The sequence below is a fragment of the Flavobacterium adhaerens genome (genome assembly GCF_040045115.1).
Classification (GTDB): Bacteria; Bacteroidota; Bacteroidia; order Flavobacteriales; family Flavobacteriaceae; genus Flavobacterium; species Flavobacterium adhaerens.
On the sequence record NZ_JBDLZX010000001.1, the window covers coordinates 316,561 to 330,620 of the forward strand.

Genomic DNA, 14,060 nt, shown 5'->3' on the forward strand with positions numbered 1-14,060 from the left:
TTAAAAACATCTCTCGCAAAAAATAATATAAAAATCAGCACATTAAAAGCTGATATTTTATAATTGTTGCAAACCAAATAATAAATAAACAACGAAGGGATAATAATTGATTTTGCGTATAATACACATACGTCATAACCTAACAATTTAAATACAATCGCTAAGATTGAAGTAATGAAAAACAAAATAAGCGATGGAGTACTAACTTTCATTTAACATTTCTATAAATTGATTTTCTGAAATAATTGCAATATTCAACTTGTTTGCCTTCTCCAATTTTGCTGGCCCCATATTATCTCCAGCAACTACAAAATCAGTTTTTGTCGATATTGAACTTCCAACTTTACCTCCATTATCTTCGATTGTTTTTTTTAATTCATCTCTAGAAAAAGTTGAAAAAACACCAGAAACAACAAAAGTTTTACCATTAAATTTATCTGTTGCATTTGGATTGATATGTTCTATAATTTCAAATTGTATTCCGTAATTTTTTAACCTTTGAATAATGTTTTGATTTTCGGTATTTTCAAAAAAGTCAATAACACTTTTAGCAATACGTTCTCCAATTTCATCAACCAAAATCAAATCCATAAGTGAAGCCTGTTGTAAAGCATCTATACTTTTATAATGTTTGGCTAATTTTTTCGCTACCGTTTCACCTACAAAACGAATTCCTAAAGCAAACAAAACGCTCTCAAAAGGGATATTTTTAGAATTCGAAACACCTTTTACTAAATTCTCGGCAGATTTTTGAGCCATTCTTTCTAAAGGGAGAATATCTTCAACCTTTAATTCATATAAATCTGCATAATTATGTACAAGTCCGTTATGAAATAGCAACGCAATAGTTTCTCCTCCAAGTCCCTCTATATCCATTGCTTTTCGAGAAATATAATGTTGAATTCTACCTATAATTTGCGGAGGGCAACCGCAATAATTAGGGCAATAATGGTTCGCCTCACCCTCAACTCGAATCAATTCGGTATTACATTCAGGACAATGTGTGATATATTTTGTTGATTTGCAATTATCGGAACGCCTAGTTAAATCAACTGCAACAATTTTAGGTATAATTTCACCACCTTTTTCAACAAAAACTGTATCTCCAATTCGAATATCCAACTTTTCAATTTGATCCGCATTATGCAAAGAAGCTCTTTTTACAATAGTCCCAGCCAATTGCACTGGTTCAAGATTAGCTACAGGTGTAATTGCTCCGGTACGTCCAACTTGATATGAAATAGAATTTAAACGGGTACTAACCTGCTCTGCTTTAAATTTATAAGCTATAGCCCAACGAGGAGACTTGGCTGTATAACCCAATTCATCTTGATGTTGAAAATCATTCACTTTAATTACTACCCCATCTGTTTCATAAGGCAAATCATGACGATGTATATCCCAATATTTAATAAACTCAAAAACTTCATTAAGATTATTAGCTAGTTTGGTTTGAGTTGGAACTTTGAATCCCCATTTTCTTGCCGATTCTAAACCCGAAAATTGTGTGCTAAAGGGTAAGTCACTACCAATTAACGAATAAAGCAAACAGTCCAAAGGGCGTTTAGCTACTTCGGTACTATCTTGTAATTTTAAACTTCCTGAAGCAGTATTCCTAGGGTTAGAATAAGGAGTTTCTCCAATTTCAATTAACTCCTGATTCATTTTATCAAAACCAGCCAAAGGCAAAATAATCTCGCCACGAATAGCAAATTTATCAGGGAAATTACCCTTCAATTGCAACGGAATAGATTTTATTGTTTTGATATTATTGGTAACATCATCTCCTTGAAAACCATCACCACGAGTAACTGCACTAATCAATTTCCCGTTTTGATAAGTTATACTTATAGAAGCACCATCATACTTTAATTCACAAGTATATTGCAAATTTACATCACCTAAAACCTTTTGAATACGCTTTTCCCATTCTATCAAATCTTCTTCTGAATACGAATTATCCAAAGAATACATTCTATTTTCATGCTGAATAGTATTGAAATTTTTGGTTATTGTACCTCCTACTCTTTGTGTTGGTGAATTAGAATCAAAAAATTCAGGATGTTTATTTTCTAAATCCTGAAGTTCTTTTAATTTCATGTCAAACTCATAATCAGATAAGCTAGGTGTATCTAATACGTAATAATTATAATTATGAAGATTAAGTTCTTCTCTTAGAGTTTGAATGGATTGCAATATATTCATAAAAAAAAAGGCTATTCTAGTCAATTAAATAATCTACTAAAATAACCATTTTTTATATTAAAAATCAAATTTATGACTTAATAATCGTATTAATTTGATTGTATAATTGACCATCACTTAAAAATGATCCTTGTTGAATCAATTGAAAAATTGAGAGATTACGCTCTTCTGTAAAGTCCTTTTTTCCGACTTTCATTTCAATATTGTCTGTAAACATATTATCACTAAGCCAGTGCAATCCTTCTTTACTTAAGAAATCAATTTCTGTATTCAAAGATTTTAAAACAATTGATTCTACATAAGTATCGAAACAGTGAAACAAAAAAACATGATTTTTAGAAAAAAACTCTAAATAAGTTGCTTTAGACAACACTCCTTCCCAAATCAAATCAGAGAAAACATCCAATTCTTGCTCAGCTACTTCAGGCTTTTCAGATTTGATTTGATCCCATTCGGCTTTATCAATAGCTTGAGTTGCTAGAAAATTTGTAAACTCTTGCGTCAATTCCTCAAACTGTTCTTTTGTAAGTCTAGCGTATTTCATTTTAAAAGTTAATTTTTTAGAAGTTATAAGTCAGATTTCAGAAAACTTAACCATATTTCTTTGCTATTTACAAAAAACCTTAGCTTCTATTTTAAAAAAATCTATAATTCAATTAAACAAAAAAATCCCGACTTACATCGGGATTTTAAATTATAAACTTTAAAATTATGCTTTTTCAGCAATAATTTCATAAGTTAACTCAACGATAACATCTCTGTGTAATCTTACTGAAGCGTTGTATTTTCCGATACGTTTTACAACACCAGAAGTGATGAATTTTCTATCGATTTCATGACCTGCTTTAGCAACTGCATCAGCGATATCAATATTAGTGATCGAACCAAATAATTTCTCACCACCAGCTTTAGCAGTAATTTTAATTTCTAAAGCTTTTAAGTTTTCAGCTAAAGCTTTAGCATCAGCAACGATTTTAGCTTCTTTATGCGCTCTTTGTTTTAGGTTTTCAGCTAATACTTTTTTTGCAGAAGCAGTAGCTAATTGAGCAAATCCTTGTGGGATTAAGTAATTACGACCGTATCCGTTTTTTACAGTTACCACATCGTCTTTAAATCCTAAATTTTGAACGTCTTTCTTTAAAATAAGTTCCATGTTGTTGTCCTTTTAATTTTCAGAAGTTAGCCCGCATATGCGAGGCAACAACTAGATTAATAATGTTATTTTAATAAATCGGCCACGTATGGCATTAAAGCTAAATGACGAGCTCTTTTTACAGCTACAGACACTTTTCTTTGGTATTTTAATGAAGTTCCTGTTAAACGACGAGGAAGAATTTTTCCTTGCTCATTTACGAATTTCAATAAGAAATCAGCATCTTTATAATCGATATATTTGATGCCTGATTTTTTGAAACGACAATACTTTTTAGTTTTGTTAGTTTCTATGTTTAAAGGCGTTAGATATCTGATATCTCCGTCTTTTTTTCCTGAAGCAGATTGTTGTAATGTTGCCATGATAATTAAGCTTTTTGAGATTTAAGTTTTGCTCTTCTTCTTTCAGCCCAAGCAATAGCGTGTTTGTCAAGACTTACAGTTAAAAAACGCATAACTCTTTCGTCACGTCTAAATTCAGTTTCAAAAGCAAGAAGAACTTCTCCTGGAACTTTAAATTCGAATAAATGGTAAAAACCACTTTTTTTGTTTTGAATTTCGTAAGCCATTTTTTTAAGACCCCAATCTTCTTTCGATACCATTTCAGCTCCTCTACTAGTAAGAAAATCTTCAAATTTGCTTACTGTTTCCTTTACCTGAACCTCAGATAAAACGGGATTTAAAATGAAAACAGTTTCATAATGATTCATAAAAATTTTATTTATTTGTTAAATTGGGTGCAAAAGTAATCATTTTTTTTGAACCTACAAGTATTACTTGATCTTATTCGATGAACGACGAAAAAAAAAATCGTTTTTTCAAATTAATCGAAAAAAAAACTTATTTTTACTTTACCGAATCAAAAACTTGATACTATGAAATTAAACTGTGTTGTTGTTGATGATAGTTCAATACAAAGAATGATTATTGCCAAGCTTGTTAATAATCACACGAACTTAAACTTGGTAGGTGATTTTTCGAATGCAATTGAGGCCAAAAGCTGCATGACTGTTCATACCGTAGATTTGATATTTCTTGACATTGAAATGCCAGTTATCAACGGTTTTGATTTTCTTGACGGTTTAAAAACCAAACCTCAAATTATTTTTATTACATCAAAAGCTGAATATGCAATGAAAGCATTTGATTATGACGCAACCGATTATTTACAAAAACCAATCTCTATTGAACGATTTAATGCTTCTGTTCGCAGAGCGATTGATCACTTTCTTCTTAAAAAAGAAAACAAAGAAGACGAAGGAGAACATATCTTTATTAAAAGTAATTTAAAAAAGCTAAAGATATTTACTTCTAAAATAAAATGGATTGAAGCTTTTGGGGATTACGTAAAAGTTGTAACCGAAGATGATAGCAATCTTGTCCTTTCGACAATGAAATCTTTTGAAAATGACCTGTCAAAAGATAAATTTATAAGAGTACATAAATCATACATTGTTAATATTGATAAGATTGACCGATTTAACAGCAAATTTGCCGAAATCGGAGTAACAAAAATTCCTTTGAGTCGAAATAAAAAAGAAGATTTAGTAAAAGCACTTGCCTATTCTTAAAAAAAATACTTTAATAAAAATCGACATTTACCGTTAACCTTATAGAACGGTATTGAGGAACAGCTTCAAAACTATTCAGTATTTTCTGGATAGTTTTTTTTGTTCCTGCAACTGAAATATTTTGTGGAATTTTAACAACGATAGTTCGTATATATTCATTTCTAATTCTATTAATTGCTGGTTCTTCAGGTCCTAATACAGGCATAGATAAATTCTGACTCAACACTTGATATAACCACATAGAACCTTCTTTTAATTTATCAAAATCACGTTGTTTCAAAGTAATCTTTATAATTCTAAAATAGGGCGGATATTTATAGATTTGCCTATCGTATAACTGCTCTTTATACATGCCCAAATAATCTGAATTTGTAACTTGCTGAATAGTATTATGGCTTGGATTATAGGTCTGAATAACGACTTTTCCTTTTTTTTCAGATCTTCCGGAACGTCCAGCTACTTGACTCATCATTTGAAAACTTCTTTCAAAAGCTCTAAAATCAGGATGATACAACATCGTATCAGCATTCATAATACCCACTAAACTAACATTTTGAAAATCCAATCCTTTAGCTAGCATTTGTGTTCCAACCAAAATATCGATTTCCCGATTTTTAAAACCATCAATAATTTTCTCAAAGCCAAATTTCCCACGAGTAGTATCTTGATCCATTCTGCCAATCTTAGCATTTGAAAAAATAGTCATCAGTTCTTGTTCGATTTGCTCAGTTCCCAATCCTTTCGTAGTCAAATCGACTCCATGACAAGAATGACAACGTGTAGGATTAGCAATAGAATATCCGCAATAATGACAACGCAATTGATTCTTATATTTATGATAAGTTAAACTCACATCACATGATTGACAATGTGGTACATGACCACAAGTGATACACTCTACAACAGGAGAATACCCTCTTCTGTTTTGAAATAAAATGATTTGCTCTCCTGCGGATAATGCCGTTGTAATTTCTTCAATCAAAACATCACTAAAATGACCATTCATTTTTTTTCGAAAATATTTATCTTTCAAATCTACCAACAAAATTTCAGGCAAAACTGCATTACCAAAACGTTTGGTAATTTGCACAAAACCAAATTTTTGCAACATAGCATTGTAATATGATTCTATACTTGGAGTTGCTGAGCCCAATAACACTTTTGCCTGATGTAAATTTGCTAAAACAATTGCTGCATCACGAGCATGAAATCGAGGAGCTGGGTCAGATTGTTTAAAGGTTTGTTCATGTTCTTCATCAATCACAATGAGACCTAAATCCTGAAAAGGTAAAAACAAAGACGATCTGGCACCAATTATGATTTGAGCTTTTGAAGCATTCAACAAAACTTGATTCCAAACCTCTACCCTTTCATTATTGCTATATTTTGAATGAAAAACAGCAATTTTATTCCCGAAATACGACCTTAATCTTGATACCAATTGTGTCGTCAGGACAATTTCCGGCAATAAATACAGTATTTGCTTTCCTGTTGCTAAATACTCCTCTATGAGTTTAATATAAATTTCAGTTTTTCCACTCGAAGTAATTCCATGTAGTAAGCAAACTGATTTTTCATTAAAACTATCTTTTATCGATACCAAAGCTTGCAATTGATCTGAACTTAATTGCAATTCATTCTCGCTTGCTTTTCCAGCAAAATTGATCCTATCTTCTTGTAAAAAATATTCTTCAAAAATTTCTTTATCCACTAATGTTTTTACAATTGTCGAAGATGATTGTGCCGTTTCTATCAGTTTTTTAACTGTAACTGGCTTTTTTTCGGAAGCGCTTAACTGAAAATAATTCAACACAACTTCCTTTTGCTTATTAGCATTTTTTAAAATCCCCAATAAATCTTTAAGTCCTTGATCTGTGTCGTATTTAGAATGTAATCTAACATATCTTACCAACTTTGGCTTGTACACTTCCTGAACTTCTTCTTGTAAAACCAAAATATTCTTATCTATCATTTTTTGAATAACAGGCAAAATATTTTTCTTATTCAATATTGAAATAATTTCCTGAATCTTCAAGGAACTCTGTGTTTGTAAAGCCTCAAAAATTAAATATTCATCGTTAGACAACAAGGTATCATCTATTATCAAATCATTTTTACGAGAAATGATGGTTTCGCTCTCTAACAACATTGCGCTTGGCATAGCATTGCGATACACATCACCAATGGCACACATATAATACTCGGCAATCCAAAACCAATGATTGATTTGGATTTCAGTAACAACTGGTAACACATCAATAATCTCATGAATATCTTTGGCTTCGTATAAAGCGGGCTCATTATTATGAGTTTCAACAACCAAAGCAGTATAGATTTTATTTTTTCCAAACGGCACTGTTACTCTCATTCCATTTTTAAGGAAATTGAATTCAGCCTCGAAAACTTTATAAGTAAAAGTTTTAGCGAGAGAAAGTGGTAAAATAACTTCGATGAAATACATTCGTTTTTTTACTTTTTATCTGATTGATCAGACCTATTGCTTTTATTATATTCTTGAATTAATTGTAAAGTATGATCTAGCGATTTAACATTGTCCCAATCACCATGTCCTGGGATTACATATAAAGGATTGGAAAAACTAGTTTGAACATTTTTTATTGACTTTTCCCATTCTACAACATCCGAATCCCCCAAATAACCTAAATCCTTAGCCAAAACACTTTTTACAAAGCACCCGCCATAAAGTACTTTTTCTTTATCAAACCATACTACAATATTATCGGGAGCATGTCCTTTTCCTGGGTAAAAAATTCTAAAACTATGTTCGCCTATATTAAGCACAGTATCATTGCGGATAACAATTTCAGCTCTAGGTTTGTTAGTTGTTTTTAAAATCTCATCTGTTTGTTGTATCGAATAGGTTTTAATTCCTTTTTTTCTATAAAAATCAAATCCTCCAGCTCGATCATCATGAGAATGTGTAGCAAAATACATTAATACTTCTTTTCCATGCCTTGCTTTTATGCTATCTAACAAAGGTTGAAATTGGTTTTTGTCCCAAGGTGAATCAAACAAAACCACACCTTTTTGGGTCACGAGATACATCGCATTTGCCGAAATCAAATTCCCTTTGTATTTATTAAATGTTCTGTAAATATAAAAGTCACCCGTAAGATGACTTATTTGTAATAACGAATTTTTAGTTTGTGCAAAAACACTTGACAAAGCAATCAGGAATAAAAAGGATATTGCTTTTCTCATCATTGAATATTTTATCAATTAATTTTTTACTCTGTACCAATATTGTGTTCTTCCAATTAAAGAAAAGCCTACAAAACCTCTCACCTTAAGTTTATCTTTGCCTTCAAGAGCAATTAAACATTTGTACTCTTCTCCATTTACTGGATCTAATATTCTACCGCCGTTGTATTCATCTCCGTCTTTTACAAGCCCTTTAATAACTATTAATCCTAAAATTGGCGCATTCTTATCGTCTCCAGAACATTTAGTACACAGTGCTTTTCGCTTTTCAACATTTACAATATCGATAATTTTGCCATAAATCTTCCCTGATTTCTCATAAATTTCAACAATAGATTTAGCTTGTCCTGTTTCATCATCAATCGTTTTCCATTTACCCAAAACCGTTTGACATTGTCCATTAAAAATTATCAAAAAGAACACAACCAAACTAAATACGATACCTTTTTTCATTTTTTACTAAATTATTGATGCTAAAATTTTATTATTCAAAAAACACAATACTAAAATTATTTAAGACAAGAATACGAAATTTCAATTAAAAAAGATTTCAAAACCAACTTTAATACTTCGATTTGCTCTTTTTTAATTTATGAATTGTAGCATTCAATTCAAATCCTAATAACAAAATCATGCAATTGATCCAGATATAGAACATCATGATTAATAAAGTTCCGATAGAACCGTACAATTCGTTATATTTTGAAAATCGGATAACCCATATTCCAAAAAAATAAGAAGAAACAATAATTAGAATGGTTGTAAAAACTGAACCAATACTTATAAAAGGAGGCTTGTGAGATTGTTTTGTTCCGTAGCGCAATAATATTGAAGTTGTTATCAAAATCATCAGAATAACAAAAGCATATCTTCCTAAAATAATTAACGGAATTTGATCACTCAAAACATCTTGAATCATTGTACTTTGAATAGCGACCTCAAAAACAACAATTATAGCAACCGTTAGAAGCAACAGAATAGACAACGACAAAGAAATCCACAATGCTGTCAAATATTGGTTAAGAAAACCTCTTTTTACCAAAACATGTTTAGAAGATTCAAATCCACCCAGAATACCATTGATTCCATTTGCCATTAAAAAAATTGACAATAAAAACCCAGAAGATACCAACCCCGAATGACTATTATTGAGAATATCGTTGATAATTGTCGCAATAGCATCATAAGTATTTGGTGGCACCCCTTCTTTGACAAACTGCAAAAAATCATTCTGAAACCCTTCGATTGGGATGTAAGGAATTAAGTTTAAAATAAATAAGGCAAATGGAAATAAAGCCATAAAAAAACTAAAAGCTACAGCACTAGCATGATACGAAAATGCCCCTTCAAGAATCCCTTTAAAATACATTTCTAATAAATCATAAAGAGAAAAACCGCCCAAACCAGGCAATTTTACTTTTCTTAGAACATGCATAAAGTTTCTTACGACAGGAATATTTTCGAGTTTACTTTCAATTTTTAAAGTCATCTTTTAAATTGCTTTTAAACTTAAATCCATATTGTAAATAGAGTGAGTTAAGGCACCCGAAGAAATATAATCTACCCCACATTCGGCATAATGACGCATAGTTGTTTCATTAATATTTCCTGAAGATTCAGTTTGGCATTTATCGCCAATTAAAGCAACAGCAGTACGAGTGTCCTCATAATTAAAATTATCAATTAAAATCCTATAAACACCATTGCTCTTTAAAATTTCTTCTATTTCTGCAAGATTTCTAGCTTCAACTATAATTTTTAAATCCAGATTATTTGCTTTAAGATAAGCTTTGGTTTTAGCAATTGCCAATGTAATTCCCCCAGCAAAATCAATATGATTGTCTTTTAACATCACCATATCATACAAAGCGAAACGATGATTTTCTCCACCACCAATTGTTACAGCCCATTTTTCGGCTACACGAAATCCAGGTGTTGTTTTTCGAGTATCTAATACCTTTGTTTGAGTTCCCTTTAACAACTGCACATAACTATTTGTTTTTGTTGCAATAGCACTCATACGCTGCATAGAATTTAACACCACTCTTTCTGATTTTAAAATAGACTGTGAACTTCCCGAAACATGAAAAACGACATCTCCTTTTTTGACAACTGCACCATCTTCAATAAAAGTTTCAATTTGTAATTTTGGATCTACATACTCAAAAATCATTTTTGCAAAAGCAACACCAGCAATTATGCCGTCTTCTTTTACCAATAATTTTGCTTTTCCGTTAGCCCTCTCAGGAATACAGGCCAACGAACTGTAGTCACCACTACCTACATCTTCTCGAATAGAATTTGCAATTAATAGTTTTAATTCGTTTTGAAACTGAGCTTCAGTAATCATTGTTTTATTTTTTAAATGAGACGCTAAAATAAATTTATTTTGAGCATTAAAAAAATTTAAAAATCAATCGCTATATCTATGCTAATCTTATAGTTTATTCGATTCCCTTTTGGTCAATCAAATAAAGCAAGGTAGTCATTGTAGCAGCTCCAAGTTCGAGCTCTCTTTTATTAATAGCATCAAATTTATCATTGGCAGCATGATGATAATCAAAGTAACGTTGAGAATCTGGTTTTAACCCCGCTTTTACAATTTTTTTAGAAGTTAAATGTGTAATATCTGAACCAGCATGACCAATAGTAAAACTATCTGCCAAATACGGTTCGAATAAAGATTTGTAGCCTTTTATTTTTTGAAAATTAAGATCATCAGCATCAATTGAAAAACCTCTGGGAGAAAAACCTCCAGAATCACTCTCTAAAGCAAAAATGTGGTTTTCGTTCTTTTGTTTGGAAACTTCCTCATATTTTGCTCCACCTTTTCCACCGTTTTCTTCATTCATAAACAAAACAACACGAATCGTATTTTTGGGTTTATAATTTAAATTCTTAAGAATACGAACTACTTCCATGCTTTGTACAACACCTGCTCCGTCATCATGTGAACCATCGGCTAAATCCCAAGAATCAAGATGACCACCCACAACCATTATATTTTCCGGATGTTCAGTTCCTGTAATTTCTCCAATTACATTGTGAGATAAAACATCTGGCAAAGTTTCACAGGATTGTTTGAAATAAAATTTTAAAGCAGGATTATTTTGTAACGATTTGCTCAATAACTCAGCACCATTGGTACTAATGGCAGCTGTTGGAATATATTGTTCCTTAGGTAAGTCGCCATAACTTTGAGCTCCTGTATGAGGAAAATCATCTAAACGTAAATTCATAGAACGCACAATAGCTCCAACAGCACCCAACTTAGCAGCTTCTTTTGCACCTGCAAATCTTTGATCTACACAAGCTCCGTAAGATTTAAAAGTCTCAATATTTTCTGGATTCATTGGTCTATTAAAAAACACAATTTTACCTTTTACTTTATCGCCTAACTGTTTCAATTCATCAATTCCTAAGACTTCAATAACTTCGGCAGTAAGCCCTGTTTTTGCAGTTGCCACAGAACCACCAAGGGCACAAATAGGAACTTCGGTCTTTGTTTTGTCATCGAGAATATATGCGATTTCTTTTTCGCCACGAACCCAATGCGGTACCATTACTTCTTGTAAATACACTTTATCCAATCCTAATGATTCTAACTGCGATTTGGTATATTGAACGGCTGCTGCTGCATTGTCAGAACCAGACAAACGACTTCCGATATCATTTGATAAATATTCTAACCAAGTATAACACTTTGATTCGGTCAAGGCTTTTTTATAAAATAATTTGATATTGTTTTCTTCATTAGTTTGCGCAACTGTAGATAATCCACTTAAAATCAAAGCGGTTAAAAGAAATCTTTTTTTCATACGGTATGAGGTCGTTTTTGAATTAGTATTAGTAGCCGTTTTCAGCTTCAATACAAAGGAACAAAAATCTTTTCAACTCGGAAATTTTTCCTTTCCCTTTTGAAAAAAAGCTCAAAAAAAGTTTTTCTTAGTTATTGCTTTTACTGAGTTGTTTTATTTCACCGAAAGAATTTTACTTCTTGAACCAATTCCATTTTCGTTAAATGCTTCGATTGCAAAATAATATTGAGTTTCTTTATCCAAACCTCTAAAATCATATGAATTATCATCATAGACCATTATATTGTTGTATAGTTTATCTGGAGCTATTCCATAATAAATGGTATAACCAATTGCATTAGGTGTTTTTTTCCATGAAACAACAGCATTTCGTGCATCTGATGCGTTTCTTTTAACTTTAAAATCAGATACTGACTTAGGTTTTTCTTCCAATCCATTACCAAAAACTCTAAAATCCGAAATAGCAAATAAACCTGATGCATTATGAATATTAACCATTTTTATATAACGAGCGTTAATCGGTTTTATTAATTCGACATAATCATGAGGAACATCTTTATCATTTTGAGATTTATCCACAACCAATGTCCAATTTTGAGCATCATCAGACATATAAATTTTATATTGATAATAAATATCCATTGCTTTATTATATTGCGTTGCTTTATGATCGGCATAGTTAATTTGTAAAGCACGAATTTCCATTTTTCTACTCAAATCAAGTTGCAACCATTCACCAGGATTATCAGTTGTTGCTGACCAATATGTCTGAATATTTTCATCGGTTAGATTTGAAGCATCGTAACAAAATTTCTCAAATACTTTTTTTCCACCATTATCCATCCTATGAGTTTCTACCTCTTTACATTCTTCAAAAGAAGAAACTATCACAGGTTTTTTATAAGAAAGCAACATCCAATTTGAAAAAGCCCCTTGAGCATGATTCCTCTTATCAGCTGGAAGTATTGTAGGATAATCTCCATAAGCAGTAATCGAATACATAATATCATCGCTATCAAATCCAGCAGGAAACATGTCAATCCTACGTTCGAATCGATCTTTAATTGAAATCTTACAAGTTCCTGTATTCCAGTAATTACCAAAAACATCTTTAAAAGTATTTCCGTGCCCAGCCCCAATTACAAAACCACCTGGTTTATACGATATTGGGTTGTGTTTTTGATACATAAAAGGACCTAAAGGATTATTGCCTACATGCACTCCATTGGCATACCCTTTAAACTCTGTTGCGGGAGCCCCATACTGCATATAGTATTTACTATTGTATTTGGTCATCCAAGCCCCTTCTATAAAATTGCCCCAAGGCGCTGGTTCCATGTCGTTATTGGGACCAAAACGTTCCCAACCATGTAACTTTGGATCCAAACCAACTACTGCTTTTGCTTGCCCGTAAGGTTGCTGAATATCTTCAACTTCGGTAGCAGAATATAATTTGGAATAATCAGCTTGATTGCCTTTAGGAAGCCAAGTATTATAATCAACTTCGACTCCAACAAGAGGTAGTTTTCCGCTTGAACCATAGTACATATAAACCTTTTTATCATCATCCTGAAAAATAGCAGGATCCCAAGTCGGTAACATTGCAGTATTTACATGTCGTGTCCATCGTCCGGATTTAGGATCAGCTGATTTCCAGATAGGGTGATCTTTTTTCCAAGTAGAACCCACATAAAACAAAGTATCATTGACCACCCAAGCTGCTGGTGCACACTGATCATCATCGCTTGGTTTTCGTTGAAAACTGCCATAAACAAAATTCCAATCCGACATATCTTTACTCCAAAAAAAACCAGCTTGATTTGTAGCAAATAAATAATATTCCCCTTTATAAGTAATAATAACTGGATCAGCACTAGAACGTCTAGATTCAGGAATTCCGTTATGGTTATACGTTGTGTAATTATAACCTATATTAATCGGATTACAATATGTAGTAGCAGGCTTATTTGAATCAAACCAGTCTGTTTTTCCAGAATTTTGCGCAGTAAGATGGCAATTAAAAAATATCATTACCAAAAGAACTCGCAATATTTTTATTTTGAATATTACTTTCATAATTGATAGAGATATA

Annotated in this window: 13 protein-coding genes; 1 reads left to right on the forward strand and 12 read right to left on the reverse strand. The window is 31.9% G+C overall.

The features are described 5' to 3' along the window. Positions 1–201 precede the first annotated feature (201 nt). From ligA to rpsF, 5 genes are all read right to left on the reverse strand, one after another. Entirely contained in the window at positions 202–2,205 is a 2,004-nt protein-coding gene (gene ligA / locus ABEB18_RS01445) for an NAD-dependent DNA ligase LigA (RefSeq protein WP_348797223.1), read from the reverse strand. Positions 2,206–2,275: 70 nt separating this feature from the next. After that, complete coding sequence (locus ABEB18_RS01450; protein ID WP_348797224.1) at positions 2,276–2,749, reverse strand: DUF6495 family protein; 474 nt, start codon at positions 2,747–2,749, stop codon at positions 2,276–2,278. 165 nt (positions 2,750–2,914) lie between these two features. Next, on the reverse strand, positions 2,915–3,358 hold the full coding sequence (gene rplI, locus ABEB18_RS01455) for a 50S ribosomal protein L9 (protein WP_348797225.1): 444 nt from the start codon (positions 3,356–3,358) through the stop codon (positions 2,915–2,917). Positions 3,359–3,423: 65 nt separating this feature from the next. Beyond that, the gene (rpsR, locus tag ABEB18_RS01460; protein ID WP_007138295.1) at positions 3,424–3,720 is read right to left on the reverse strand and encodes a 30S ribosomal protein S18; all 297 of its coding nucleotides are present in this window, start codon (positions 3,718–3,720) and stop codon (positions 3,424–3,426) included. Positions 3,721–3,725: 5 nt separating this feature from the next. After that, the gene (rpsF, locus tag ABEB18_RS01465) at positions 3,726–4,067 is read right to left on the reverse strand and encodes a 30S ribosomal protein S6 (RefSeq protein WP_348797226.1); all 342 of its coding nucleotides are present in this window, start codon (positions 4,065–4,067) and stop codon (positions 3,726–3,728) included. A 165-nt stretch (positions 4,068–4,232) separates the two neighbouring features. Between rpsF and ABEB18_RS01470 the strand changes: the two genes are divergently transcribed. Further along, complete coding sequence (locus ABEB18_RS01470) at positions 4,233–4,928, forward strand: LytR/AlgR family response regulator transcription factor (RefSeq protein ID WP_348797227.1); 696 nt, start codon at positions 4,233–4,235, stop codon at positions 4,926–4,928. Between the two features lie 10 nt (positions 4,929–4,938). Here the strand turns inward: ABEB18_RS01470 and priA are convergent, their stop codons facing one another. The 7 genes from priA to ABEB18_RS01505 form a co-directional block, all read right to left on the reverse strand. Next, entirely contained in the window at positions 4,939–7,389 is a 2,451-nt protein-coding gene (priA, locus tag ABEB18_RS01475; RefSeq protein WP_348797228.1) for a replication restart helicase PriA, read from the reverse strand. Positions 7,390–7,397: 8 nt separating this feature from the next. After that, positions 7,398–8,150: a BlaB/IND/MUS family subclass B1 metallo-beta-lactamase gene (bla, locus tag ABEB18_RS01480; protein ID WP_348797229.1), complete on the reverse strand. Its 753-nt coding sequence runs from the start codon at positions 8,148–8,150 to the stop codon at positions 7,398–7,400. A gap of 18 nt (positions 8,151–8,168) precedes the next feature. Further along, complete coding sequence (locus ABEB18_RS01485) at positions 8,169–8,603, reverse strand: DUF2147 domain-containing protein (RefSeq protein WP_348797230.1); 435 nt, start codon at positions 8,601–8,603, stop codon at positions 8,169–8,171. 109 nt (positions 8,604–8,712) lie between these two features. Beyond that, positions 8,713–9,639 carry a YihY/virulence factor BrkB family protein gene (locus tag ABEB18_RS01490; RefSeq protein WP_348797231.1) on the reverse strand — a complete coding sequence of 309 codons (927 nt, stop codon included), beginning with the start codon at positions 9,637–9,639 and terminating at the stop codon, positions 8,713–8,715. A gap of 3 nt (positions 9,640–9,642) precedes the next feature. Next, positions 9,643–10,500, reverse strand: a complete 858-nt coding sequence (gene nadC / locus ABEB18_RS01495) for a carboxylating nicotinate-nucleotide diphosphorylase (RefSeq protein WP_348797232.1) — start codon at positions 10,498–10,500, stop codon at positions 9,643–9,645. A 94-nt stretch (positions 10,501–10,594) separates the two neighbouring features. Beyond that, positions 10,595–11,968: a M20/M25/M40 family metallo-hydrolase gene (locus ABEB18_RS01500; protein WP_348797233.1), complete on the reverse strand. Its 1,374-nt coding sequence runs from the start codon at positions 11,966–11,968 to the stop codon at positions 10,595–10,597. A 153-nt stretch (positions 11,969–12,121) separates the two neighbouring features. Beyond that, the gene (locus tag ABEB18_RS01505; RefSeq protein WP_348797234.1) at positions 12,122–14,044 is read right to left on the reverse strand and encodes a discoidin domain-containing protein; all 1,923 of its coding nucleotides are present in this window, start codon (positions 14,042–14,044) and stop codon (positions 12,122–12,124) included. Positions 14,045–14,060 lie beyond the last annotated feature (16 nt).

Coding starts and splice junctions, on each gene's coding strand:
- ligA (WP_348797223.1), bottom strand. CDS start 2,205: ATGAATATATTGCAATCCATTCAAACTCTAAGAGAAGAACTTAATCTT.
- ABEB18_RS01450 (WP_348797224.1), bottom strand. CDS start 2,749: ATGAAATACGCTAGACTTACAAAAGAACAGTTTGAGGAATTGACGCAA.
- rplI (WP_348797225.1), bottom strand. CDS start 3,358: ATGGAACTTATTTTAAAGAAAGACGTTCAAAATTTAGGATTTAAAGAC.
- rpsR (WP_007138295.1), bottom strand. CDS start 3,720: ATGGCAACATTACAACAATCTGCTTCAGGAAAAAAAGACGGAGATATC.
- rpsF (WP_348797226.1), bottom strand. CDS start 4,067: ATGAATCATTATGAAACTGTTTTCATTTTAAATCCCGTTTTATCTGAG.
- ABEB18_RS01470 (WP_348797227.1), top strand. CDS start 4,233: ATGAAATTAAACTGTGTTGTTGTTGATGATAGTTCAATACAAAGAATG.
- priA (WP_348797228.1), bottom strand. CDS start 7,389: ATGTATTTCATCGAAGTTATTTTACCACTTTCTCTCGCTAAAACTTTT.
- bla (WP_348797229.1), bottom strand. CDS start 8,150: ATGAGAAAAGCAATATCCTTTTTATTCCTGATTGCTTTGTCAAGTGTT.
- ABEB18_RS01485 (WP_348797230.1), bottom strand. CDS start 8,603: ATGAAAAAAGGTATCGTATTTAGTTTGGTTGTGTTCTTTTTGATAATT.
- ABEB18_RS01490 (WP_348797231.1), bottom strand. CDS start 9,639: ATGACTTTAAAAATTGAAAGTAAACTCGAAAATATTCCTGTCGTAAGA.
- nadC (WP_348797232.1), bottom strand. CDS start 10,500: ATGATTACTGAAGCTCAGTTTCAAAACGAATTAAAACTATTAATTGCA.
- ABEB18_RS01500 (WP_348797233.1), bottom strand. CDS start 11,968: ATGAAAAAAAGATTTCTTTTAACCGCTTTGATTTTAAGTGGATTATCT.
- ABEB18_RS01505 (WP_348797234.1), bottom strand. CDS start 14,044: ATGAAAGTAATATTCAAAATAAAAATATTGCGAGTTCTTTTGGTAATG.